Consider the following 23,171-nt stretch of genomic DNA (forward strand, 5'->3'; position numbering starts at 1 on the left):
AGCCCGATCGATTCAGCGGCCTTTTCACGCCACCCACCGGATCCTGCGGATCCGCGGCGGAAGATGGAAACGGACGGCACCGACAGCATAGTCGTCCCAGCCGCATTCCATGGCATACCCGTCGGCAGCGGCGGCGCTTTCAAACAGGATCACCACCTCCGTGACGGTCGACCGGTCGTCCCCGCCGAAGAGAACCGCCGCGTACAGCGATGGCGGTGATTCCGCCGCGGGCCCGGACGACGGCCGCCGTGCCGGCTGCCGCGACAACTGCCGCGACAGCGGTACGGCCGTCATTTCGACTCCTTCCGGCCACGGTACGGCGTCCGCTGTATCCACGGCATCCACGGCATCCACTGTGCCCACAGCGTCCACGGGGCGGATACGCCTGCCCCGCCTCCGTGAGCATCCGGACCTGGAATCGTCACAGTTTGTCATCGCCAGCCCTTCAGATCGCTGCCTGAGATCATTTCCGGGGATCACTTCCTGTTCGAGGCGGCTGCCATGACGAGCGACGCACGGCTCGACGGCTTCGCTGGACAGCGTCACCGGCGACACCCGCTGGGGCAGGATTTGCCTGTCACGGAACAGTGAACATCAGCGCCGTGGCAGAATGCAGCGCCTGTGTCTGGCAGATCCCAAGTCGATCGTCGGGACGGAAACCGACACGAGAATGGCATCAAACTGGTAGCCGGGAGGCCGACGTAGTCCCCCGAACACCTGCCGCGCGGCGAACTGGTACAGAAAACTGGTAGCTACCAGACCGGCTACGCGGAAAGGAATGGCCAAATCACACGATGGAAACAGCAACAGCACAACAAATTCACAATCAACTCATCCGGGTGCTCCGTCGCGGCGGCCGTCCCGCCGAGCTGATCACATACGCTCCGGAGTTCGTCGACCTGGTCTGGCCCGCCGAGGCGGGCATGCCCCGGCAGGCCATCCACGACCGGGCGCTGCGCGCGCACCGGATGCTCACCGCCGCCGTCGCCGCCATGGAACAGCCGCACAGCGAAGCAATCGGAATCATGCTGTGCCTGTGGCCGGGCACCCTCGGTCTGACCCTTGACCAGCGCCGAGAACGGGCCGCCCGCCTTTTCGGTATCCAGTCCGACACCTTCCGCCGCTCGGCCCATGAGGGGCGCCTCGTTCTCAACCTCTCCCTGGAGATCTACCAGCGGGTCCGGGACCGCCACGACCGGCGGCGGACCCTGCCCACCGCGGACCACGACGGCGCGCTGTGAACCGGCACAGCATGAACCAGCACAGCATGAACCAGCAGCGACCGAGAAGGTTCCCCGGGCCGTTTCCCGGGCGCCCTGGCCTGGCTTCTGGAACAGCGGTGACCGGACCATGCGTAATCCGATGAAGAGTAGCGGCCATCTACGGATACCAGTGAATTCCGCTGGTTTACGGCGACCAGTAACCATGGAATCTCCCCTGGATACCACTGTCGCCATATCGCCTGGCCGACTGTCGTGACCCAGGGCATTATCGGCGCGAAAAATCCTGGATCCGGGAATGTCACGGCCGTCCCGCCGGGAAGGTGCTCTCGGCCCGCCGGCGGGCCGGACCATCGTTACCATGGGGCAATGACCGTGCCCGTGCAGTCAACCAGCAGTCCGCCGCCCGTGGGACGCCGGCCGTCCCCGGCCGTCGACGGGGATTCAGGCCTACCCGAGAACGACAAAGGCAGCCGTATCGACCCGGCATTCGTGACCGCGCTGCGAACGTCGATAACCAGACTTGCGCGCGCACAGCGGGCCGAACGACAACGGGATCCGCAGGCACTTCCGGTCAGTCTGATATCGGCCCTGTCCACACTGCAACGGCTGGGCCCGCTGACCCCGACACAGCTCGCGCATCTGGAAGGCGTACGCAAACCATCGATGACCCGCGCGCTGGCGACTCTCGCCGAACGCGGCCTGGTGATCAGGGAACACGACGAGTACGACGGCCGGCAGTTCATCGTGCGGATCTCCGCCGAAGGCCTTGCCGCGGTCGCCCGCTCACGCGACATCGTCGACGGCTGGTATTTCCGGCGGCTGCGGCAGCTGGACCAGCAGGACCTGACAGACCTCATGCGCGCCGGCGGAGCACTCGTACGACTGGCCAACGAGACGGCCTGACCCGGCAACAGGTTCGAGCGGTGCCAGGCGGATTCGCCTCAGGATGGCTGGTCACGATTATCGGTGGACTGCCGGCGGGTGCTGACCGGCGCCGGCTCCACGTCCCGCTCCGGGGGCGGGCGCAGCAGAACGAACGAAAACAGGTAGATTGCCAAATAACTCAGGACCGCGGCGAACGCAAGCAGATCCAGCGACTCGGCAAAAGCAAGGACAACAAGCAAAAGAATACCGCCGCCCAGTCCGACGAGAAGACGTGGCGGCACATCGATGGCAAACCGGTCAGGACGTTCTGACATGTCTCACGTTGTTCCTGAGAAAAGGCCGTCTCCGGGCATTCCACATGACTGGCCGGGGGCCGGACGGCTGCCGGGTCCGGGGAGCCCGTGAAGCTCCCCACCGGCAACTGTCCCGCCTGCTGCCGCGGGGCCGGCATCCCGGGACCGCCGACATGTCGTGGACATTCCCGGCCGGCCCGCCCACGAAACTGCCGTCAACGTGCTCCAAGGAAGTCTGCGCCCCTTTGCCGGATGCGGCGGCGGATGCGGCAACCCGGCCGCGAGCCGGAGCATACCGTGCGCCGGCACCGGCGCGGCATATCCGGGCCGCCGGTCCGACCAGTCGGGGTATCGGCCTGGCCCGACCATCGTCACAGCATCTATGTTCCCGATTTTACTGTGCTGGAAAATCTGCAGGATATCGAACGGGCCCGGTATCGGCGGAAACAGCTGGAACGGGCCCGGTCCCTGACCCCTGACCGTCAGAAATTATTCCTTGCTGTCAGAAATTGGTTCTGGACCGTCAGAACACGTCACCGGCTGGGCCGCGGAGGAACCGGCGTCGGCTCCGCGGACGACGGCACCGGCCCAGGCGCCGCGGTGGTGCTGGCCGGCTCGGGCGCGGTGGTCGCCGGGCCCGGCGTCGGCTGCCGCCTCGTAGGAGCGGGCGTCGGGGACGCCGAGGCGGGTCCCGGCACGTCCGGGCCACCGGTCGGACGGCCGCCCACGGCGGTGGCGCCCTGCTCCGCGCCCTGGCCCGCGGGCTGCTCACCGGGTGGCGCGCTCGAGCCCGGCGTGCTGGCGGCCAGCGAGGCCAGGGCGGCCGGGACGGTGTCCGGTGACACACCGGCGACCGGGACGACGCCCGCGCCAACGGGCGCTGTCGACACACCCGCTGTCGCACTTGGCAGTGATTCAGGAGCGGTATCGATGATGATGTCACCTGAATCGCTGTTTTGAGCACTTTTCGTGGTCAGATAGCTGGCCGTCCCGCCGAGAACAGCCCCGACGACGAGCATCAGCAGGAAGACCGTCGCAAGCTGCCGCCCGGATCCGCCAGCCGTGAGGGTGGACCGGGTCGTCATGGCCTCTCCTCGTATGACCGGAGGCCGGGCCTCCCGAATCCCTGGGCGCGAAAGAATCATGATCCGCTCACCGTCGGCCCTTTCGGTGGTTCGGCCACCAACCATACTGGGCGGCCACAAACGCCCGTGGCCAGTGTCCGGTAGAACACACCGGCCCACCTTGTGGCGCGCTGGTTCCAGAGCCGGTACGAATCCCTGTTCACCGAACGGCCCATGGCCGGGCCCGGGCCGTGACACGGCCATGGAAGAACCGGCCGGAAGCCCGTCAGTGGAATCCCCGGAACATCACCGGAGATAAATCACACAACTGATATAGACAGTTTGCCCGTCTCTGGACGGGCGGCGACGTCCGGTACCGAAAAGCGGCTGGTGCCCACCGGCGTGGGTAATGGCGACGAATCGACGGGGAGGTCCGCACCGATGCCACGCCGAGGTTTTGCCCTACCATCGGCACGAGCACTCAGCAGAAACCAATCGTCGGGGAAAATTCTGGTGAACGAAGTCGCGATCGTCGAGCTTGCCTCCTCATCTCCGGAAGCGGCCGGCGGAGATCTTTTCCGGTGCCTGCCGCAGCAGCCAGGAGGGCAGTTCAGCGATACCGCGCGAAGCCGTTCGCGGCTCGGGAACCAACACCATCGGAACAGTCGGGAGAACCGGGGTGGCACCGGTACCGGCCGGATTCCCGGCCCCGGTGACAGTGCGCCGGGCAGCATGACGGGCGGCGCGCTGGGCACCGTGGTCGCGGCCGGCTGGGCCGAGGACACGCTCCGCCCGGACCGGAAGGATGGTTCACCGCGATGAAGACGTCACCACCGCACGGTGGCTCATCGCCGGAATCCCAGCTCCACGAGCCTCATTCCACCGGACGGCACCGGCCCCGGGTCCCCCTGCCGCGAGGCGTGGGGCGCGGCCCCGCCGTCCACCCACGGGTACGCCCGCGGATACGCAGCCGGCTGCTGCGCGCCATCGTCACCCGTCCCCGCACAATCCTGCTCGTCACGGTGGTGGTGACGATCCTCGCCGCCATCGTCGGCGTCGGGGCGGTCAGCCGGATGAAGACCGGCGGATTCGACGATCCTGGCTCGGACTCGGTCCGCGGCACGCAGACCCTCCTGGACAGGTTCGGCTCGGCCGATCCGAACCTGGTCGTCCTGATCGGCTCCACCGCCGGCGTCGAGACGCCGGCGGTCCGGACGAAGGGACAGGACGTCACCGCCACGCTGCGGCGCGAGCCGGGCCTGCAGGTGGTGGCCTCCTACTGGGAGACGCCCGTGGCCGAGCTGCGCGGCCGCTCCGGCGACGTCGGCCTGATCGTCGCCCATGTCGACGGTGACCAGGACGAAAGCGCCGAGCACACCGGACGGCTGCACGACCTGTTCACCCGGGCGGAGGGCCCCACCGACGGTGTCACCGTCTCCCTCGGCGGGCTCACCCAGATCAACAACGACATCAACACGCAGGTCACCAAGGATCTGGCCAGGGCCGAATCCATCGCCATCCCGGTCACTCTCGCCCTGTTGCTGGTGGTCTTCGGCACCGTGGTCGCGGCGGGCATCCCGCTGATCATCGGTATTCTGTCGATCATCGGGACGCTCGGCGCGCTCGCGATCCTGGCCACTCTCACCGAGGTCTCGGTGTTCGCGGTCAACCTCACCACCGCGCTCGGGCTCGGGCTCGCCATCGACTACTGCCTGCTGTTCATCTCTCGTTACCGCGAGGAACGCAGACGCCACTACGGCACCGTCGCAGCCCTGGACGCGACCATGCGCAGCGCCGGCCGGACGATCGTGTTCAGCGCCGCCACCGTCGCCGCGGCCCTGTGCTGCCTGCTGGTCTTCCCACAGTACTTCCTGCGCTCGTTCGCCTTCGCCGGCGTCGCGGTCGTGGCGATCACCCTGGTCGGGGCGTTGATCATCCTGCCGGCCCTGTTGCTCCTGCTGCGGGGCCGGATCGAACGCTGGCCACTGCCCTGGCGCCGTCGCTCGACGCGAACCAGGGGCCGAACCAGGGGCCTCAGCGCGGTCGGCCGGGTCGCCGCCGTGGCCTGGCGGTACCCTGCCCGCACCGCCATCCCCACCCTCGCCCTCCTGCTCCTGCTCGGTGTCCCCTTCCTGCACGTCACCTTCGGCGTCCCTGACGACCGTGTCCTGCCTGCCAGCGCCGAAAGCCGCCAGACCGCCGACCGGCTGCGCGCCGACTTCGCAGCCCCCGCCACCGGCGCCCTCGCCATCATCGCCACCACCTGGGGCACCGGCCCCGCCGCCGCCACCGACACCGACACCTACGCCAGCCGGCTGTCCGCCATCCCGGGTGTCGACCGCGTCGACAGCGCCACCGGCTCCTACACCGCCGGCCGCCTGAGCACCCCACCCACCCCGGCCACCGCCGCCCGCTTCACCAACGGCGCCGCCACCTGGTTCTCCATCCTCAGCCGCACCGAGCCCTACTCCCCCGCCGGTGCCCACCTCGCCCACGCCGTGCGCGCCACCCCCGTCCCCCAGCACCACCGGGTTCTCGTCACCGGCCAGGCGGCTCAGCTCCTCGACATCACCGGCTCCATCGGCCACCATCTCCCGCTGGCCCTCGCCCTCATCGCCATCATCACCTTCACCGTTCTGTTCCTGCTCACCGGCAGCGTCGTCCTGCCGCTCAAGGCCCTCGTGTTCAACCTGCTCAGCCTCAGCGCCGTCTTCGGCGCCATGGTTTGGATCTTCCAGGACGGCCATCTCGCCGGCCCGCTCGGCATCACCCCCGGCCCTCTTCCGGTCGCCATCCCCGTTCTGCTGTTCTGCATCACCTACGGACTGTCCATGGACTACGCCGTCTTCGTCCTCGCCCGTATCCGCGAACAGCACGACAGCGGCACCACGCTGCGGCAGGCCGTCATCACCGGTCTGTCCCGCAGCGGACGGATCATCAGCGCCGCCGCGCTCATCCTCGCCGTGTCCTTCTTCTCGACCCTGGTCTCCGGGGTGTCGTTCATCAAACTCTTCGGCCTCGGCACCGGGCTCTCCATCCTCCTCGACGCCCTGATCGTCCGCCCCGTCCTCGTCCCGGCGTTCATGCGCCTGGCCGGCGACTGGAACTGGTGGGCGCCCCGCCCCCTGCGTGCCCTGCACAACCGCATCGGCATCCGCGAACAGTGACCCGCTGATGATCCACGCCCGGTGGGACGCCACGCGGCCGTGAGCACGCCCACACGGCTGTGATCGCCGTTGGCGGTAATCCGGCAGGATAATGGACTGTTCTGTCCTATCGGGTAACGAGGCACGATGCCTCGTGGTTGACTTGTCGAGCCGGGCCGATGCCTACCCGTGAGACCCCGCGGACCAGTCGCGATCCACCAGGTCCCCCCACCTGAGCTGTCGCCGTCGGTCATCAGGGTGTGCCCCGAGCCGGCGACGCCGGCAGGCGGGAACGCCGACAGTCAGTGGGGAGCGTGACGTGGGATCGGGTGGTGACGACAGACCCCGGCTTCACCGACATGCGAACGACCTGCCGGCGCCACCCGGCTCCGACGGCGGCGGGCCCGCACGCGTGCTGCTCGCGCTGGACACGGCGGGCGTGGGCATCTGGGAGTGGGACGTCGCCGCCAACCGGCTGCGCTGGGATCAGCGCACCGCCGACCTGCACGGTGTCGAACTGGGTTCCTTCGCCGGGACGGCCGAGGCCTTCTTCTCCTGTGTGCACCCGAGCGACCTGCCGTTCCTGCGGGCGCGGATGGACACGGTGCTGGCGACCGGCGAGTCCTTTCTCGAGGAGTTCCGGGTCGTGCGCCCCGACGGTTCACCTGTCTGGCTCCAGGTCCGCGGCGGGATAGTCGGCGACGACGCCGGCCGGGTGGTGCGCGTGACCGGGATATGTACCGACGCCACCGGGCTGCGCGCCGGCCGCGAGCAGGCTGGACGCGCTCTGCAACAGGTCAGTGACGGCGTGCTGGTATTCGACAACGACAGCCGGTTCGTGTTCGTCAACACGGTCATGAGCCGACTGCTCGGTTGTGACACCTGTGAGCCGGTGGGCGAACAGTTTCTGGATCTTGAACCGTCGCTCATGGGGCCGGCGTTCGAAAAGCTGTACCTGCAGGCGTTGGACACCCAGCTGCCGGTGGAGTCCGAGGCCGACTACGCGGCCTTCGGCGGGCATTTCGAGGTCCGGCTGTTCCCCTCCCCGGAAGGGATAACCGCGTATTTCCGCAACGTCGACGAGCGCCGCCGCGCGGAGGCACACCGCGCGGCACTGATCACATCGTTGTCGTCGGCGCTCGGCCGCGCCCGCCAACTGTTCGACGTGACCGCCGCACTCGGCCAGGCCCTGACCGTCCCGGATGTCGCGGACGTGATCGTCCGATCGGCCTGGGACGACCTCGGCGCGGACTGCGCCATCATCATGCTGGTCGGCGACGAGGGGCGGGTACGGGTGGTCACCCCGACCGTCCAGTCCGAACGGATCAGCCGGCTCCTGGAGCTGATCTCCGCACGGGGAACCGCGGCCACCCCGGACGTCCTGCGCACGGCCCGGGCCCGCTTCGACTCCCGAGCGGAGCACCTGGCCGACTATCCGCACGCCAGGTCCCTGCTCGAAGCGGCCGCCGTCGCGTGGATAGCCCACATCCCACTGATCGTCTCCGGGAAACCGATCGGAGTGATCGTGCTGCTGTGGGAGAGCGAACGGGTCTTCGACGCCGACGAACGGGCCTTCCTGACCACCCTCGCCGGGCACTGCGCGCACGCCCTCGAACGGGTACGCCTGTACGAGAAACAACTGTCGGTGTCAGAAGCACTCCAACGGGCGATTCTTCCCCAGCGCCTACCGGAGCTGGCCGGTGTGGAACTGGCCGCCCGGTACCTGCCCGCCGGCCGGGACGTCGACGTCGGCGGTGACTGGTACGACGCGCTGGTACTCCCGACCGGCGAGCTCACCCTGATCGTGGGGGACGTCGGCGGCCACGGCCTGCGGGCGGCCACGGTCATGGCCGAACTGCGGCACGCGGCGCGCGCCTACGCGCTGCTCAGCCATCCTCCCGCTATGATCACCAGCCAGCTGTCGTCCAACCTCGCCGCCAGCGACTCGGCGGTCTACGCCACCGCGGTGGTCGCCTGCCTCGACATGGCCGAGAAAACGCTGACCTGGTCGTGCGCGGGCCACCCGCCGCCGCTGCTCCTCGACGGTGACTGCCCGGCCTTCCTGGAGGTTGTCCACGGCCCGATCCTCGGCGCCGTGGACAACCTCGCCTACCGGCAGGACACCGTCACGCTGCCGACCCGAGCCCGCCTGCTGCTCTACAGCGACGGCCTGGTGGAGCGCCGGGACGCCTCCATCACCGACCGGCTCGCCGTCCTGGCAACGGTTGCGGCACAGTCCGACACACTCAGCCTGGACGCTCTCTGCGACCGGCTGCTGACAGAAGTCGCCGGCCCCAGCGGCCGGGAGGACGACCTGTGCCTGCTCGCTGCCGACATTCACGGCCCTGGCAGCCGTACCCGGACGCCGACCGGCTGAACACCCCGCCTCCGGTCAACCGCCGCCCAACTCCCGCTCGACCGGCTGGTGCCCCACCGCCCGGTCGGCCGCGCACCACGCCCCGGGAGGGCGCAGCGGCGGACGGGCGTGCCGTCAGCATGCTACGGGCCATGATGGACACGTGCCGCGCCGTCGACCAGTGCCGTATCGATGCGATGTGTTACATCGATGCGGCAGGTCGCATCGGCATGACGGTGCGTCGGTCGGTGACACGGATCCCGGAGGGAACGGGCCGGGCGCGCCAGCGGTGCCAGCGTGGCCCGGCCGCCGACGCGGCCCGGCCGCTGGCGAAACGGGTATCGAAACGGGTACGGCGTTGGCGGAGCGTGCGTGTTGACAGCTTTCACAGGTACGCCCCAACAACCGGCCCGGCCGCCGGCGGCGGCGCGCGGTACCAGCAGCCGGGCCGGCGCGCTCGCCGCCAGCACCATCGGCGGTGCCAGCGGCGGTGCCAGCGGCGGTGCCGTCGGCGGCGGACGTGCCCGGCCATGGTCGGCCCTGATCCGGGCAGCGCCGCTCGCCGCGCTGGTCGCGGTACTGTGGACGGTCTACATCGCCCCGCTTCCCCACTATGACGTCGACGTGTTCCTGCGCGCGGGCGCGGCCGTCGGGGACGGGCGCGGCCCCTACCCGTCTCCCGGATCCGCCGAGGTCTACTCGGGCTTCGCCTACGTGTATCCCTACCTTGTCGCCTTCGCCTTCGTCCCGCTGTCATGGCTGGGCGAGCACGGTGCGACCGTTTTCATCGCGCTGTCGGTGGGCGCGCTGTTCCTCGGCGCCCGGCTGCTCGGCGTCCGCGACCGGCGTACGTACGCGCTGGTGCTGATGTCCTCCTGCGCCCTCACCGGCCTGCAGATGGGCACGCTCAACGCTGTTCTGTTCCTCGGTCTCGCCGCGCTGTGGCACTTTCGTGACCGTCCGGTCGCCGCGGGTGTGCTTGCGGCCGGTGTCATCTACGCCAAGCTGTTCCTGGCACCGGTGTGGCTGTGGCTGGTACTGACCCGCAGGACGAAGGCGGGCGCGGTGGCGGCTGCCTTCGTCGGGCTGCTGCTGGCCGTCACGGAGCTGACCAGCCCGGTGGGCACCCGCACCTACCTGGGGATGTTGGGGGTGCTCGCCCGCGAGGAGGCACCGCTGGGGCTCAGCCTTACCGGCCTGCTGGTCAACACCGGTCTCGGCATGGACGTGGCCACCTGGGTCGCGCGTGCGGTTGCCGTGGCCGTGCTGGTCGTGGCCGCGCTGGCCGGCGACTGGCCGCGCCCGCGACGCGGCGGGAACGAACGGATGCTCTACGCCGGCACGCTCGCCGCCGCGCTCGTAGCCTCACCCATCGTATGGAGCCACTACCTGCTGCTTCTGCTCGCGCCGATCCTGGTCAGCGCCCCGAGGTCGCGGATACCCCTGATCGTCTTCACCGTCGCGAGCTGGTTCGTCGTCACCCCTCATCGGACCGGCCCGGTCGGCTTCGTCACCGGCATAGCGATCATCAGCGTGCTCACCGCACCCGCTGTCGGGCATGCCGTGAAGACCCGCATCCGCCGCGGCCACATCGACGGTGGGACGGCCGACGGCGGCACGGCCGAGCGCGGGACAGGCGACGGCGGGACGGTGGTCGGTGACGGGGTCGTCGGCGGTGCGGCGGCCGCGGCCCTCCTCCCGTCGGGTCCCGTATCGGGTCCGGCGTCGGCTCCCGTGCCGGGGGTGGCGATCATCGCCGCCATCATCGCTGTCGCCGTCGCCACGACTGTCGTCGGCGTCGGCTTCGGGGTAGAACTGCTCGCGACCGCTTACGGGAACCCACAGCGGGTGATCGGCGCCTACTGCGCCCTGCTGGGCGTCCTCGCCGTACTGGGCTGGTCACTGCGGCAACGGTCGGGGCCGCCGGCCGCGCTGTGGGCAGGTGGCCACGATCACCGGCCCCGGCCACCCCGACAGCCCGGAACCGCGCGGTCATGACCGGGATCATTCGACCAACGCCGGTTCCCATCGGCGCGAGACACCTCTGGGTGGAGGACGATGCCCACGACGCCACCCCCGGCGCAGCCGGAGAACACAGCGCAACCGGAGAACACAGCGCAACCAGGGAATACGGCACAGCCCGCGGACACACCACCCGGGCAGCGTCCCGGCCGGTCCCGCGACGCTGCCCGCCGCGACGCTGCCCGCCGCGACGGTGGCGGACCCGGCCGGGACAGCCAGAACAGTGACGCCGAACTGCGGCGGGGGCTACGCCGGATGCGGACGATCGCGACCGGCCTGCTGGCCTTCGTGGTGGTCGTCTACGTCGTGTTCTGGCGCTGGGAGTCCGGTGGCGGGCCTGGCTGGGCGGGCTATGTCCGGGCCGCGGCGGAGGCAGGCGCGGTGGGAGCGCTCGCCGACTGGTTCGCGGTGACCGCGCTGTTCCGCCGGCCGCTGGGCCTGCCCATCCCACACACGGCGATCATTCCCAATCGCAAGGACGACCTCGGCCGCAGCCTGGAACGGTTCGTCTCCGAGAACTTCCTGGCCGACGCGGTGATCCGGGAGAAGGTCGCGAGCATGGGCGCGGCCGTCCAGATCGGCACCTGGCTCAGCGACCGTGGCCACGCCGAGAGGATCACCGCGGAGGCGTCCAACCGGCTGGTCGAGGCGATCTCGAACATCCGGGACGAGGTGACGCTGGAGGTGATGGAGAAAACCATCCTCGCCAGGGTGATGGACCGCCCCTGGGCGCCGGCCGCGGGCACGGCGCTCGGCCGGATCGCCGCCGGTGGCCTGCACCACCGGCTCGTCGACGTGATCGCCGTCCAGGCGGAGACCTGGCTGCGCAACAACCCCGACACGGTGATGCGGATCGTCGCCGACCAGGCGCCGTCGTGGTCGCCGAGGTTCCTGGACGACGTGATCGCCGCCCGGGCGTACGAGGAGGCGCTGCGGTTCGCCGCCGAGGTCCGCACGGATCCCGACCACCTGCTGCGCAGGGCCCTGGACGACTTCCTCGCCCGGTTCGGCGAGCAGCTGCGCACCGACCCGGACACCGCCGAACGGGTGGAGAAGTTCAAGGAGCGCATCCGTAACCATCCCGAGATCCACCAGGCGGTCGCGGCGATGTGGAACGCCACCAGATCCATCCTGACCGACGTCGCAGGCGATCCCGACAGCGCGCTGCGGACCAGGATCACCGACGAGCTGCAGGCGCTCGGCGGGCGGCTGGTCACCGACCCTCACCTGCGGGCGGGCGTCGACACTGCCGCCACCGAGGCCGTCGCATGGCTCGTTCGGCGGTATCGCTCCGACATCTCCACGGTGATCTCCGATACGGTCGCGAACTGGGAGCCGACCGAGACCGCGGTCAAGGTCGAACTGCACGTAGGCCGCGACCTGCAGTACATTCGCATCAATGGCACGGTGGTGGGCGCGCTCGCCGGTCTGGTCATCCACCTGTTGACCGACCTGCTGCTGTGACCTCCTCTCCGAGGCCCCGCTGGTCCTGGCAACCCCTCCTGCGGCCCCGTCGCCAACTCGCTGCCATCAACTCTCTGTCACTGACTGTGGCGATCGGCCTGCGCCTGCCGCTGCCGGCCCACAGTGACCATGACGCACGGTGTCGCCTCCCTGCCACGCCGGGGTGCGCGACGTCTCACCCCTGGTGGGCGTGCCGCCCTTAGTACCGGCGGTCGTGATCGGTGTACTCTGAGACCGTTGGCGGCCACGAGCCGTCCATGACATGTGGTTTTCCAGCCACACGTCAGAGGTCCGTGTGACAGCAGATCGGTGTGCGCTCCGGTAGCGAGTGCACCCGTTCATGCTCTGGTGACGCGGCCCGAAGCGGACACGCGACTGCTGCCACACGATCGCCGTGGTTTCCCCCGGCGACCTCGACAACGACGGACGGAAGAACCCTGTCTCAGCACGGTGACACTCAGCCCTCCCCTGCCCGCCGCCGCCCCCGGCCCGCCCGAGGCGCCGCTCATCGCGGCCGCGGCGGCCCCCGTTCGGGCGGCAAGCAGAACGGACCGAACCGGTTTGCCGCGCCCGCGCAGCCAGCGCTGCCGACTCGTCAGCCGCGGCCGGCGGCCAGCTCCTTCGCGGACGCGGGCCTGCCCGCTCCTCTCGTCTCCGCCCTCGCCCGGCAGGGGATCAGCGCACCGTTCCCGGTGCAGGCCGCGACCCTGCCCGACGTTCTCGCCGGCGAGAACGTGCTCGGCCGGGCGAGCACCGGCTCCGGCAAGACCCTCGGGTTCGGCCTGCCGATGCTCGCCGAGCTGGCGAAGAACCGCGCGGTCGCCCCGGGGCGCCCCCGCGGCCTGATCCTCGTCCCCACCAGGGAGCTCGCCCAGCAGGTCCACGACGCCCTCGACCCGCTGTCCAGGCCGTTGGGCCTGCGCCTGCGCGCGGTGTACGGCGGGACGTCGATCTCCCGGCAGATCGGTTCGCTGCGGCGCGGTGTGCACATCGTCATCGCCACCCCCGGTCGTCTCACCGACCTGATCGAGCGCGGTGCCTGCTCCCTGGAGGAGATCGCGATCACCGTGTTGGACGAGGCCGACTACATGTGCGACCTCGGCTTCCTGCCGGCCGTGCGGGCGCTGTTGGACGCCACCCCCGCCGGCGGCCAGCGGCTGCTGTTCTCCGCGACCCTCGACCGCGAGGTGGAGGTACTCGTCCGCCAGTACCTGCCCAACCCGGTGCTCGTCGCCATCGACTCGGAGACCGCGCAGGTCTCCACCCTGTCCCGGCACGCGCTTGAGGCCGCCGATCCCGCCGCTCACACCCGGCTGGTGACCGCCCTGGCCGGCGGCTCCGGACGGACCCTGGTGTTCGCCCGCACCCAGCGCGGCGCCGACCGGCTCGCCGAACAGCTCACCCGCTCCGGTGTGCCGGCCCAGCCGCTGCACGGCGGCATGGCGCAGAACGCCCGCAGCCGCGCGCTCGCCGGGTTCGCCGAAGGCGCGCACCGTGTTCTCGTCGCCACGGACGTGGCCGCCCGCGGCATCCACGTCGACGGGGTCGACATCGTCGTGCACGCGGGGCTGCCGAGCGACCCCAAGACCTACCAGCACCGGGGTGGCCGTACCGCACGGGCGGGGGCCCATGGTGCCGACGTGCTCGTCTCGCTCCCCGAGGAGCGCGGGCTGGTGCGCGCGCTGCTGCGAGCCGCCGGCAGCGACGCGCAGCCCGAACCGGCGGACGCCGACGACGAGGTGGTGACGCGCCTCGCCGGGCCGCCCGCCCCCCGGATCCCCCCGCAGCCGCGCAGCACACCCCCCCGCTCGGGCGCCACCCGACAGCCGTCCGGGATCCGGGTGCCGGCGCAGGCGCGCTCGTCGCACGCCGGCCCACGCCGGGGTTCGGACAGGAACCTGGACAGGCAGCAGTGGGGGACGCCCGCCGGCCGCGGTGGCTCATCCCATCGCGGCTCCGACCAGTCCCGCCGGACGGGACGCCGGTCCGGCGGGCCGCAGGGCTCGACGTCCACCACGACATCAACCGAATAAACAGGGCCGGGGACTACCCGGACAGCGGCACGGGCCGTGTCATACGGCCTGACGTGTCGTACGACTACCTGCCTTCGTACCCACCTGTCTGTCTGGTATGGCTTTCGCCTGGTACGACCTGCGTAGAACCACCTGGCCCGGTGTGATGACAGGCCGGTCATCCACGGCGGACAGCCCCGGACAGGGCTGGAACGGCAGGGCCGGAACAATCCGCCGGACGCGCGCCTCCCGCGCCGTCAGACGGCAGGCGTCACCACGGGCTCAGGCACTGCTGGAGATGCTGGCCGCGTCCGACTGCCGCGATACTCCGAGCCGCAGCCGGGTGGGGTTCGCGACCGAACGCGGGATTCGCCACGGCTCGGCCGCGGCGTCCGAACCGTCGTTGGCGTCCTCTTCGGACGCCCGCTGGCTCGGCCACAGCGACTCCGACTGAACCACTTCATCGTGCTCGGCCATTGACAATGCTCCCCTCCCTGGCCGTAACCAACATGTGGAACCGGCCGACCATGGTGACGCGACAGACATGGTGACGCGACAGACATGTCGGTATTCCACCGACAGTCGGTTACAAAAGATATCGAACCAGTATCCAGGATGATACATGGCCCCTGGGTGAGAATAATCATGCACGGGGCCGCGGCGCGCGCGATACACACTCTTTACACACCGTGAACCCGCCGTAGATGACCAAACCCGCCGCGGGTAAAGTTGAACCACCGGAACGGATGGGAGGACTCACCGATGAGCGAGCCGCTGATCGCGATTCCTCCGGGTGGCTGGACCACCGACGACCTCGACGAGCTGCCGGTCAGCAACCATCGGTACGAACTGACCGACGGAGCTCTCAGCGTGTCGCCTTCCCCCTCCAACCTGCACCAGGCGCTGGGCGCCCGGCTCTTCGCCGCGCTCGAGGACGTCACGCCGGAGCCGTTCGCGCTGGCGATGGCCGTGGACATCCGGTTCGGCCGGCAGCTCACCCGTATCCCCGACCTGATGGTGATACGCAGCGACGAGCCCGCCCGGCACTGGTTCTCCCCCGCCGAGGTCGTCGTCGCGATCGAGATCGAGTCACCCGGCAACCATGTCGAGGACCGCACCACCAAACCCGCGCTCTACGCCCAGTTCGGCATCCCGCACTACTGGCGGATCGAGCCGGCGCCACCCCGTGTGACGACCTACCAGCCCGGCCCCGGCGGCGCCTACGTGGCGACCGGCAGCGGGCAGCAACTCATCGTCACCGAACCGTTCCCGGTCGACCTCGACCTCACCGCGCTGCTCCCCCGCTGGGCACGCTGACCGCACGAGCCAGCGCCACGCCGCCCACGCCGCCGGCCGGCCAGTCGGCGGGAGGCGGCGCGGACGGAGGGCAGGCCGACCGACGTCCTAACCGGGCGGCAGGCGGAAGGTGAGGTCGGCAGCGAGGACGGCGGTGTCCATCTGGGCCTTCTGCAGGTGGCCGGAATAGTCCCAGTTGACCGCCTGCCAACGGGTGACCTGGTCGAGCACCCAGCGGCCGGACTGGCGGGAGCCGTTGCCGGAGCGGCCGTTGCCCCCGAAGGGCAGGTGTGCCTCGGCGCCGGACGTCGAGTTGTTCACGCTGACCATGCCGGCACCGATCCCCCGGCGGAACCGGAAGACCGTCCGCGGGTCGTTCGTGTAGATCGACGAGGACAGGCCGTAGCCGGGGGCGTTCGCGAGCTGAACCGCCTCGTCGAGGTCCCGGTAGGTCGTCACCCCGATGACCGGGCCGAACGTCTCCTCCCGGAACACCTCGTCGTCGGGCCGGACACCGTCGAGGATCACCGGGTGGTAGTACAGCCCGTCATCGGGGTCGCCCACGAAGCCGCGGCGCGGACGGGCCGCGTCCACCCGACCGCCGAGGATCCCGCGACCCGGTGATGCTCACGGATCAGGCCGAGGGTGTGCTCGAAACCGGCGGCGAACCGCAGGTCGAGCAGGGGTCCGTACAGGACGTCGGCCACCGGGTCGCCGATGCGCGCGTCCTCGACCGCGGCCACCAGCCGGCGCAGGAACTCCCCGTGCACGGACTCGTGCACGATCGCCGTCCCCAGCGAGGTGCACCGCTGCCCGGCGGTGGCGAACCCGGAGAACACCGCGCCGGCGACCGCCGCGTCGAGATCGGCGTCGGGCGCGACGACCATCGGGTTCTTCCCGCCCAGCTCCAGGCAGGGGGTCTGCAGGTGCCGGCCGCACAGCTCGCCGATCATCCGTCCGACCTCGGTGGACCCGGTGAAGCCGACCTTGTCGACGAGCCCGGCGTCCAGGGCGCGCTCCAGGCCGGCGAACGTCTCCACGCCCTCGGCCGGCACGAGCCCGACCGCGCCATGGGGCACCCCGGCGCGCAGGATCAGCTCGGTGAACGCCTGCGCGCACGCGGCCGCGTAGACCGCCGGCTTCCACACGACGGTGTTGCCGCACAGCAGCGCCGGCACGATGTACCAGGACGGCACCGCCACCGGGAAGTTCCCGGCGGTGATCACCACCATGACGCCGACCGGCTCCCGGAAGGTGAACAGCTGCTTGTCAGGCATCTCCGACGGCACGGTCTCGCCGTAGAGGCGCCGGCCCTCCCCGAGGAAGAAGCGGCAGGTGTCGACGACCTCCTGCACCTCGCCGCGGGCCTCGGCCAGCGGCTTGCCGACCTCGCGCGTCACCAGGCGGGCCAGCGCCTCGGCGTTGGCCTCGACGAGGTGCCCCAGGTTCGCGATGACGCTGCCGCGGACCGGCGCGGGCACGTCCGCCCAGTCCGGTGCCGCCGCCCGTGCGGCGGCGCAGGCGTCCAGCAGGTCGGCGGGGCCGGCGAGGCTCACCTCGGCGACCACCTCGTCGAGGTGAGCCGGATTCGTCGAGCGGGTCACGGCCCGGGCCGCAGCCGGCCGCCGGCTGGTGGGCCCGGCCCCGTCACCGATCAGTAGCTCCACCCGGCGTGGCGGGACGGCCGGGCGGTGCGGCGCCTGAGGAATCTTCATGTCGACGACCTCACCATCCAGTCGATCATCTGACGGACCATGCAGTCGATCATCCGGAGCGGCCCGGGCCACCCAACCCGAATCCGGTCATCCGGTCATCCGGTCGCGATCCGATCATAGAGTCGGGACGCGGGCGAGGATCCGGTCCAGGGCGGCCACGCCGAGCTCCAGCTCGGCCGCGGAGACGGTCAGCGCCGGCCGGAACCGCAGCGCGCGGACGCCCGCGGGCAGCACCAGCACGCTCTCCTCGGTGCGCAACCGGCGGACCACGTCGTCCCGGCACCGTGCCGAGGGGAGGTCGATCGCGCACAGCAGCCCACGCCCACGCGGGTTCGACACCAGCGACGGATACTTCCCGGCGAGCTCGCCCAAGGCTGCGAGCAGGTCACGACCGAGTTCGCCGGCGCGGGCGAACAGTCCGTCGGCCGCCATCACCTCGAGCATGCGCCGGGACCGGACCATGTCGACCAGGCCGCCGCCCCAGGTCGAGTTGATCCGCCCTGGCACCCGGAAGACGTTGTCGGCCACCTCGTCCACCCGCCGGCCGGCCATCACCCCGCCGAGCTGCACCTTCTTGCCGAACGCGACGACGTCCGGACGCAGGCCCAGCTGCTGGTAGGCCCAGGCCGAACCGGTCATCCCCACCCCGGTCTGCACCTCGTCGAGGACGAACAACGCGTCGTGGGCGTGGCAGAGGCGCTCCATCGCCGCGAGGAACTCGGCCCGCAGGTGGTTGTCGCCGCCCTCGCTCTGGATCGGCTCGGCCAGGAAGCAGGCGATGTCGTGGGGATGGCGGGCGAACGCGGCCTCGGCCTGGGCCAGCGCGGCCGCCTCGGCCTCGGCGAGGTCGGCCAGGCCACGCGCGTCCAGCGGGAACCGGACCACCGGCGAGTCGATGCGGGGCCAGTCGAAGACGGGGAATCGCTCGGTCTTGACCAGGTCGGTGTTGGTCACCGACAGGGTGTATCCGCTGCGGCCGTGGAAGGCGTGCCGCAGGTGCAGCACCCGCCGGCCCAGCGAGGCGGGCCGGCCGGCCTGGGCGTTGTGCCGGCTCTTCCAGTCGAAGGCGCACTTCAGCGCGTTCTCGACGGCGAGCGCCCCGCCTTCGACGAAGAAGAGGTGCGGCAGCTCCGGGTCACCGAGGACACGGATGAACATCTCGACGAATCCGGCGTAGGCGGCGGTGGCGATGTCGGAGTTGGCCGGCTTGTTCACCGCCGCGGCGGTGAGCTCGGCGAGGAAGGCGGGGTCGCCGGTCAGCTCCAGCGGGTTGATCCCCAGCGGCGCGGACGCGAAGAAGCTGTAGAGATCCAGGTAGCGCCGGCCGTCCCGGGCGTCCACGAGCCAGCTCCCGCGGCTGCACTCGAGGTCGAGGACGATACCGAAGCCGTCGGCGATGACGTGGCGGCCGAGCACCTCGAGAACGTCGCGCGGCGCGATCGCCGTGCCTGCCGTGCCCGCGGTGCCCGTCGGATCGGCGGCGGCGCCCGTGACCGCGCCAGCGGACGCGTCGACGAGCGTGCCGCGCGTGGCTGGGTGGGTGTGCATGGGAGGGGCCGCGCCGGTGACGGCGGCCCGTCCCTGGACGGGCGCGGCCGTCGGTGCCGGTGTGACGGTGGCGCCGGACGTGACGCTGGAGGTGGAGGTGACGCTGGGGGTGGAGGTGACGCTGGGGGTGGAGGTGGAGGTGGAGGTGGTCGACATCCTGTTTCCCCTTTCCGCGCGGGGCTCCCAAAGGGCGAATAAATCTTTCCGTTGACACCCTTGAATCATTCATATACTTGATCAAATTCATGAGATCTAGGGAAAATTTTTTGTCCTACGTCGATAACGTCGAATGATCGATATAGGACGCACGACGCCGGCAGCGGGTCACGGGCATCAGGGAGAATCAGGTGCGCCAGCCGCCGATCCCGCGGGCGGACGGCGTCCGAAGGGAGAAGCGTGCTCCAGCCACTGTCCAGCGACGATCCGCGACAGATCGGGCCATATCGGCTACAGGGCCGGATCGGCGCCGGTGGCATGGGCACCGTCTACCTGGGGTTCGGCGCGGACGGCCAGCCGGCGGCGGTCAAGGTGCCCTCACCCGGCCTCGCCGACGACCCGGAGTTCCGCAGCCGCTTCCGCACCGAGGTGGCCGCCGCCCGGCGGGTACGCGGCGGCAGCGTGGCCGCCGTCCTCGACGCCGACCTCGACGGCCCGCGCCCGTGGATGGCCGCCGAATACGTCGAGGGCCGCAGCCTGACCGACGCGGTGGCCGGGCGCGGGCCCTTCACCGGGCACCTGCTCGACGGGCTGGCGGTCGGGCTCGCCGACGCCCTGGTCGCCATCCACGCCGCCGGTGTGATCCACCGCGACCTCAAGCCGTCCAACATCCTGGTCACCTGGGAGGGCCCGAAGGTCATCGACTTCGGGATCGCGCGGGCGGCCGACTCGACCAACCACACCCGCACCGGCACCCTGATCGGCACCATCGTCTGGATGGCCCCCGAGCAGCTGCGGGGCGAACGCGCCGGCCCCGGCGCCGACATCTTCGCCTGGGGCGCCTGCATGGCCTTCGCCGCCACCGGCCGCCAGCCGTTCGCCGGCGAACGACCCGAGGCGGTCGCCGTACAGATCATGACCGCCGAGCCCGACCTGACCGGTGTCCCCGCCCACCTCGCCCCGGTGCTGGCCACGGCGCTCGACAAGGACCCGGCGCGGCGCCCGACCGCCGCGCACCTCGTCGCCCGGCTCGTCGGACACGACGTCGCCGACGCGGGCGAATCCGTCCGGGCGACCGAGACCGCCCTGGCCCGCTGGTGGTCACTGACGTCCCCGCCCACCTCGGCGTCCGCCGGGCCGCCGGTCGCCTCCGGGGCGCCGGCAGACCCCTACCAGCAGCCGTTCTACCAGCAGTCCTATCCTCAGCAGCCCTATCAACAGACGGCATCACCGGAGTTCGGGTACACACCGGCCCACCAGCAGCGGTGGGACCAGACACCGGCCAGCCATCACCACGCACCGCCCGGCGCACCCCACAACGGCCCGGGCTACGGTCCCGGCCCGGGCACCGGCTCGGCGTACGGGCCGGTACCGCCCGGCCCCGCGCGGTCCCGCCGGCGCAGCCGGCTCGCCACCGTGGTGGTGGCGCTGCTGGCCCTGGCCGCCCTCGGTGGAGTGGCCACCGCGCTGACCCTGCGCGAGCGGGACCCCAAGCTCAGCGCGCAGAACAGCGTGGTGTCACCGTCGTATCCGCAGGTCACCAGCTCGGCCCGGACGTCGACCGCCCGCCGCAGCCCCACCGCGGGCACAGGCAGCACACGCAGCGCCACCCCCACCCCTCGGGTCTCGCGCACCAGCACGCCGACGGCGGGCTCGACAGCCGGGCAGCTCACCCTTGCCGAGGCCTCGAACATGCTCAACGAGCGCGGTTTCACCGTGACCGACCGCACTGGCTTCGTGCGGGGGCGGAGCCTCAACGTCCTGATCGGCAAGAAGGCGGACTCCCCGACCGTCCCCCAGCAGTTCGGCTTCTTCTTCGTCGGCACCGATATGATCGGTACGGACTTCACCGACCCGAGCGCCGGTATCCGCGTCGCCACGGCCCGGGACACCACCGTCGTGCTGCGTTACAACCTGTACAAACCCGCGGACAAGATATGTTGCCCGTCCGCTGGAACGGCCGACGTGACGTTCCGCTGGGACGGGACGAAGCTGAACGTGGACCCCACGACGATCCCCCCAAGCGACCCCGCCGCCAACGGCAGCCGCCGCTGACCCGGAGCAGGTACGGAACGAGTACGCAAGCGGTTGCCCCAGCGACCGTTTACATACTCGTTCCCGTGATTCGACGGCGTGTGGTCACGGATCTCCGATCGGTTTTGGGACGGATCCGCGTTGCCCGGCCGGGCTTCCCAGAGCCTCGGAGGGCGGCGTCAGGGCCGGCGGTGGACGTCGCGGGCGGACGCCTGGTCACGGGGGAAGAGGTCTATCCGGGCGACGGCCACGTGCGGCGGGCGGGTGACCGCCCAGGTGACGGCCTCGGCGACGTCGGCGGCGGTGAGGGGGACGGTGCCGGTGTAGACCGCGGCGGCCCGCTCGGCGTCCCCGTCGAAGCGGACGAGGGAGAACTCGGTGTCCACCATGCCCGGGGCGACCTCGATGATCCGCACCGGCTGGCCGAGCAGTTCCAGCCGCAGCGTCTGGACGACCGCCGCCGCGGCGTGCTTGGCCGCGGTGTACCCGCCCCCGCCCGGGTAGACCTGATGGCCGGCGACGCTGGTGATCACGACGATGCGGCCGTCACCGGAAGCGACCAGCGCGGGGAGGAAGGCCCGCACGGTGCGGGCGACCCCGGCGACGTTGGCCTCCCACATCCACCGCCATCGCTCCTCCTCGGCCTCGGCTGCGGCTGCGGTCGCCGCCACCACCGGAGCCAGCCCGAGCGCGCCGCCGGCGTTGCACACCACGACCTCGCAGGAGGTGACACCGGCCGCGAACGCCTGGACGGACGCGGCGTCGGTGACGTCCAGGGGACGGCTGCGGGCCGCCGGCCCGATGTCGGCGGCGACCGCCGCCAGCCGGTCGGCGCGGCGCGCACCGAGCAGAACGTCGAAACCCGCGTCTACCAGCGCCCGCGCACTGGCGGCACCGATCCCGCTGCTGGCCCCGGTGACCACCGCCAGCCCCCGGCGGGCATCGGCGGTGCCGACCGCGGGACGCGCGGCAGCGGAGGGTTCGGTGGCGGAGGATTCGGTGGCGGGAGACGCGGCAGAACCTGAAGGAAAACCGGAGGAGCCGGCGGGAGCAGACACAGGAGCCGTATCGGAAGCGTCAGCGGGCACGACCGCCATTGTCGCCTGCCAGGGCCGGAAGGTGACCCCCGCCTGGCGTCCCGAGCCGGGCCGGCTGTCGGAAACCGCGGAATCCGAACCTGCCAGGATCCGGGCCTGTCGTATGTACGGTTTTGATAACTACAGTTCTACAAGCACCCGGTAGTTCTACAAGCACCGATCTACAAGCACTCGGTCAGAAGAAGGTTGTGGCGGTCCCTGGCGTCGTCAGCCTCCCGGCATGGTCCGGCTGACCATCGTGCTCAACCGCCACCCAACGGCACGACGCGTAACCGGTGGGCGATCTCCTCGACGTCCGCGACGCCCTGGGCGACGTCCATGACGAGGTCGAACGCCTCGTCGTCGGAAAGGCCGGTCGCATGCCTGTTGAGGTCGAGAAACACCACCGCCGCCAGCCAGGCCAGCCGCTTGTTGCCGTCGACCAGAGGGTGACCACGGGCGATCGAGTGCAGGAGCGCGGCGGCCTTCGACGCGAGGGTCGGGTAGGCGTCCTGACCGAACGCGCTCGATCGTGCCCGGGCTGCCGCCGCGTCGAGCAGGCCGACCTCCCGCACCGGGGCGGCGCCCAGGGCACGTACCAGGGTGAGCAGATCCTCCAGGTCCAGGTACTCGACAGGACTCACACGCTGCCCAGGCGGGCAAGCACGTCCCCCCACCGCTCGAGCATCCGATCAGCGCCGTCCCGCACCCGGGCGGCATGGCCGGCCCGCTCGTAACGCTCCAGGACGGCACGCCGGATGATCTCCTGCCGGGAGATGCCCTCGCTGGCCGCCAGGACCGTCAGGGCGTGCTCCAGTTCCTCGTCGGTACGTACCGTCAGGGCCATGCCAGCAACGATACCAGTCCGATACCAAGAACAG

Annotated in this window: 17 protein-coding genes and 1 pseudogene; 9 read left to right on the forward strand and 9 right to left on the reverse strand. The window is 70.7% G+C overall.

Annotated elements, in window-relative coordinates; all coding sequences use genetic code 11:
- Window positions 1–24 precede the first annotated feature (24 nt).
- Window positions 25–294, reverse strand: coding sequence for a hypothetical protein (locus FSYMDG_RS14410; protein ID WP_013874141.1), 270 nt, complete (start codon window positions 292–294; stop codon window positions 25–27).
- 545 nt (window positions 295–839) lie between these two features.
- On the opposite strand from FSYMDG_RS14410, the gene FSYMDG_RS14415 reads away from it, so the two are divergent.
- Window positions 840–1,241, forward strand: coding sequence for a hypothetical protein (locus FSYMDG_RS14415; RefSeq protein WP_047222225.1), 402 nt, complete (start codon window positions 840–842; stop codon window positions 1,239–1,241).
- A 471-nt stretch (window positions 1,242–1,712) separates the two neighbouring features.
- Entirely contained in the window at window positions 1,713–2,126 is a 414-nt protein-coding gene (locus tag FSYMDG_RS14420) for a MarR family winged helix-turn-helix transcriptional regulator (protein WP_165440851.1), read from the forward strand.
- Between the two features lie 38 nt (window positions 2,127–2,164).
- On the opposite strand, the gene FSYMDG_RS14425 is transcribed toward FSYMDG_RS14420, so the two are convergent.
- Both FSYMDG_RS14425 and FSYMDG_RS14430 read right to left on the reverse strand, forming a co-directional pair.
- A complete protein-coding gene (locus FSYMDG_RS14425) occupies window positions 2,165–2,422 on the reverse strand; it encodes a hypothetical protein (RefSeq protein ID WP_013874144.1) in 258 nt (85 codons plus the stop codon).
- Between the two features lie 512 nt (window positions 2,423–2,934).
- Window positions 2,935–3,486 carry a hypothetical protein gene (locus FSYMDG_RS14430; protein WP_013874145.1) on the reverse strand — a complete coding sequence of 184 codons (552 nt, stop codon included), beginning with the start codon at window positions 3,484–3,486 and terminating at the stop codon, window positions 2,935–2,937.
- A gap of 797 nt (window positions 3,487–4,283) precedes the next feature.
- On the opposite strand from FSYMDG_RS14430, the gene FSYMDG_RS14440 reads away from it, so the two are divergent.
- The 5 genes from FSYMDG_RS14440 to FSYMDG_RS14460 all read left to right on the forward strand — a co-directional run bounded on the left by FSYMDG_RS14440 (window position 4,284) and on the right by FSYMDG_RS14460 (window position 14,486).
- Window positions 4,284–6,632: an MMPL family transporter gene (locus FSYMDG_RS14440; protein ID WP_013874147.1), complete on the forward strand. Its 2,349-nt coding sequence runs from the start codon at window positions 4,284–4,286 to the stop codon at window positions 6,630–6,632.
- A 391-nt stretch (window positions 6,633–7,023) separates the two neighbouring features.
- Window positions 7,024–8,988 (forward strand): SpoIIE family protein phosphatase, encoded by a 1,965-nt coding sequence (locus tag FSYMDG_RS23270; RefSeq protein ID WP_050803538.1) that lies wholly within the window; start codon window positions 7,024–7,026, stop codon window positions 8,986–8,988.
- A gap of 351 nt (window positions 8,989–9,339) precedes the next feature.
- The gene (locus FSYMDG_RS27215; RefSeq protein ID WP_013874149.1) at window positions 9,340–10,965 is read left to right on the forward strand and encodes a glycosyltransferase family 87 protein; all 1,626 of its coding nucleotides are present in this window, start codon (window positions 9,340–9,342) and stop codon (window positions 10,963–10,965) included.
- 60 nt (window positions 10,966–11,025) lie between these two features.
- Window positions 11,026–12,453 (forward strand): DUF445 domain-containing protein, encoded by a 1,428-nt coding sequence (locus FSYMDG_RS14455; RefSeq protein WP_237702765.1) that lies wholly within the window; start codon window positions 11,026–11,028, stop codon window positions 12,451–12,453.
- Window positions 12,454–13,145: 692 nt separating this feature from the next.
- A complete protein-coding gene (locus tag FSYMDG_RS14460) occupies window positions 13,146–14,486 on the forward strand; it encodes a DEAD/DEAH box helicase (RefSeq protein WP_237702766.1) in 1,341 nt (446 codons plus the stop codon).
- Between the two features lie 261 nt (window positions 14,487–14,747).
- Here FSYMDG_RS14460 and FSYMDG_RS14465 read toward each other — a convergent pair whose 3' ends face one another.
- Window positions 14,748–14,942: a hypothetical protein gene (locus FSYMDG_RS14465; protein ID WP_013874152.1), complete on the reverse strand. Its 195-nt coding sequence runs from the start codon at window positions 14,940–14,942 to the stop codon at window positions 14,748–14,750.
- A 285-nt stretch (window positions 14,943–15,227) separates the two neighbouring features.
- Between FSYMDG_RS14465 and FSYMDG_RS14470 the strand changes: the two genes are divergently transcribed.
- Complete coding sequence (locus tag FSYMDG_RS14470) at window positions 15,228–15,782, forward strand: Uma2 family endonuclease (RefSeq protein WP_013874153.1); 555 nt, start codon at window positions 15,228–15,230, stop codon at window positions 15,780–15,782.
- Window positions 15,783–15,869: 87 nt separating this feature from the next.
- On the opposite strand, the pseudogene FSYMDG_RS14475 reads toward FSYMDG_RS14470, so the two are convergent.
- Both FSYMDG_RS14475 and lat read right to left on the reverse strand, forming a co-directional pair.
- Window positions 15,870–17,476, reverse strand: a pseudogene (locus FSYMDG_RS14475) (aldehyde dehydrogenase family protein).
- 114 nt (window positions 17,477–17,590) lie between these two features.
- A complete protein-coding gene (gene lat / locus FSYMDG_RS14480) occupies window positions 17,591–19,180 on the reverse strand; it encodes an L-lysine 6-transaminase (RefSeq protein ID WP_013874154.1) in 1,590 nt (529 codons plus the stop codon).
- A gap of 240 nt (window positions 19,181–19,420) precedes the next feature.
- Here lat and FSYMDG_RS14490 point away from each other — a divergent pair, with 240 nt between their 5' ends.
- Window positions 19,421–21,235, forward strand: coding sequence for a protein kinase domain-containing protein (locus tag FSYMDG_RS14490; protein WP_013874155.1), 1,815 nt, complete (start codon window positions 19,421–19,423; stop codon window positions 21,233–21,235).
- 158 nt (window positions 21,236–21,393) lie between these two features.
- Here FSYMDG_RS14490 and FSYMDG_RS14495 read toward each other — a convergent pair whose 3' ends face one another.
- The 3 genes from FSYMDG_RS14495 to FSYMDG_RS14505 all read right to left on the reverse strand — a co-directional run bounded on the left by FSYMDG_RS14495 (window position 21,394) and on the right by FSYMDG_RS14505 (window position 23,137).
- Window positions 21,394–22,272: an SDR family NAD(P)-dependent oxidoreductase gene (locus tag FSYMDG_RS14495; protein ID WP_237702767.1), complete on the reverse strand. Its 879-nt coding sequence runs from the start codon at window positions 22,270–22,272 to the stop codon at window positions 21,394–21,396.
- A gap of 281 nt (window positions 22,273–22,553) precedes the next feature.
- Window positions 22,554–22,934: a type II toxin-antitoxin system death-on-curing family toxin gene (locus tag FSYMDG_RS14500; protein ID WP_013874157.1), complete on the reverse strand. Its 381-nt coding sequence runs from the start codon at window positions 22,932–22,934 to the stop codon at window positions 22,554–22,556.
- Complete coding sequence (locus FSYMDG_RS14505) at window positions 22,931–23,137, reverse strand: CopG family transcriptional regulator (protein WP_013874158.1); 207 nt, start codon at window positions 23,135–23,137, stop codon at window positions 22,931–22,933. Before FSYMDG_RS14505 ends, FSYMDG_RS14500 begins: the two co-directional genes overlap by 4 nt.
- Between the last annotated feature and the right edge of the window lie 34 nt (window positions 23,138–23,171).

This window comes from Candidatus Protofrankia datiscae, assembly GCF_000177615.2.
In the GTDB taxonomy this organism is placed as follows: domain Bacteria; phylum Actinomycetota; class Actinomycetes; order Frankiales; family Frankiaceae; genus Protofrankia; species Protofrankia coriariae.

What these genes read in the sequence shown, in the direction of transcription:
- FSYMDG_RS14410 (WP_013874141.1), bottom strand. Translation starts at nt 294, where the DNA reads ATGACGGCCGTACCGCTGTCGCGGCAGTTGTCGCGGCAGCCGGCACGG.
- FSYMDG_RS14425 (WP_013874144.1), bottom strand. Translation starts at nt 2,422, where the DNA reads ATGTCAGAACGTCCTGACCGGTTTGCCATCGATGTGCCGCCACGTCTT.
- FSYMDG_RS14430 (WP_013874145.1), bottom strand. Translation starts at nt 3,486, where the DNA reads ATGACGACCCGGTCCACCCTCACGGCTGGCGGATCCGGGCGGCAGCTT.
- FSYMDG_RS14440 (WP_013874147.1), top strand. Translation starts at nt 4,284, where the DNA reads ATGAAGACGTCACCACCGCACGGTGGCTCATCGCCGGAATCCCAGCTC.
- FSYMDG_RS14455 (WP_237702765.1), top strand. Translation starts at nt 11,026, where the DNA reads ATGCCCACGACGCCACCCCCGGCGCAGCCGGAGAACACAGCGCAACCG.
- FSYMDG_RS14465 (WP_013874152.1), bottom strand. Translation starts at nt 14,942, where the DNA reads ATGGCCGAGCACGATGAAGTGGTTCAGTCGGAGTCGCTGTGGCCGAGC.
- FSYMDG_RS14470 (WP_013874153.1), top strand. Translation starts at nt 15,228, where the DNA reads ATGAGCGAGCCGCTGATCGCGATTCCTCCGGGTGGCTGGACCACCGAC.
- lat (WP_013874154.1), bottom strand. Translation starts at nt 19,180, where the DNA reads ATGTCGACCACCTCCACCTCCACCTCCACCCCCAGCGTCACCTCCACC.
- FSYMDG_RS14505 (WP_013874158.1), bottom strand. Translation starts at nt 23,137, where the DNA reads ATGGCCCTGACGGTACGTACCGACGAGGAACTGGAGCACGCCCTGACG.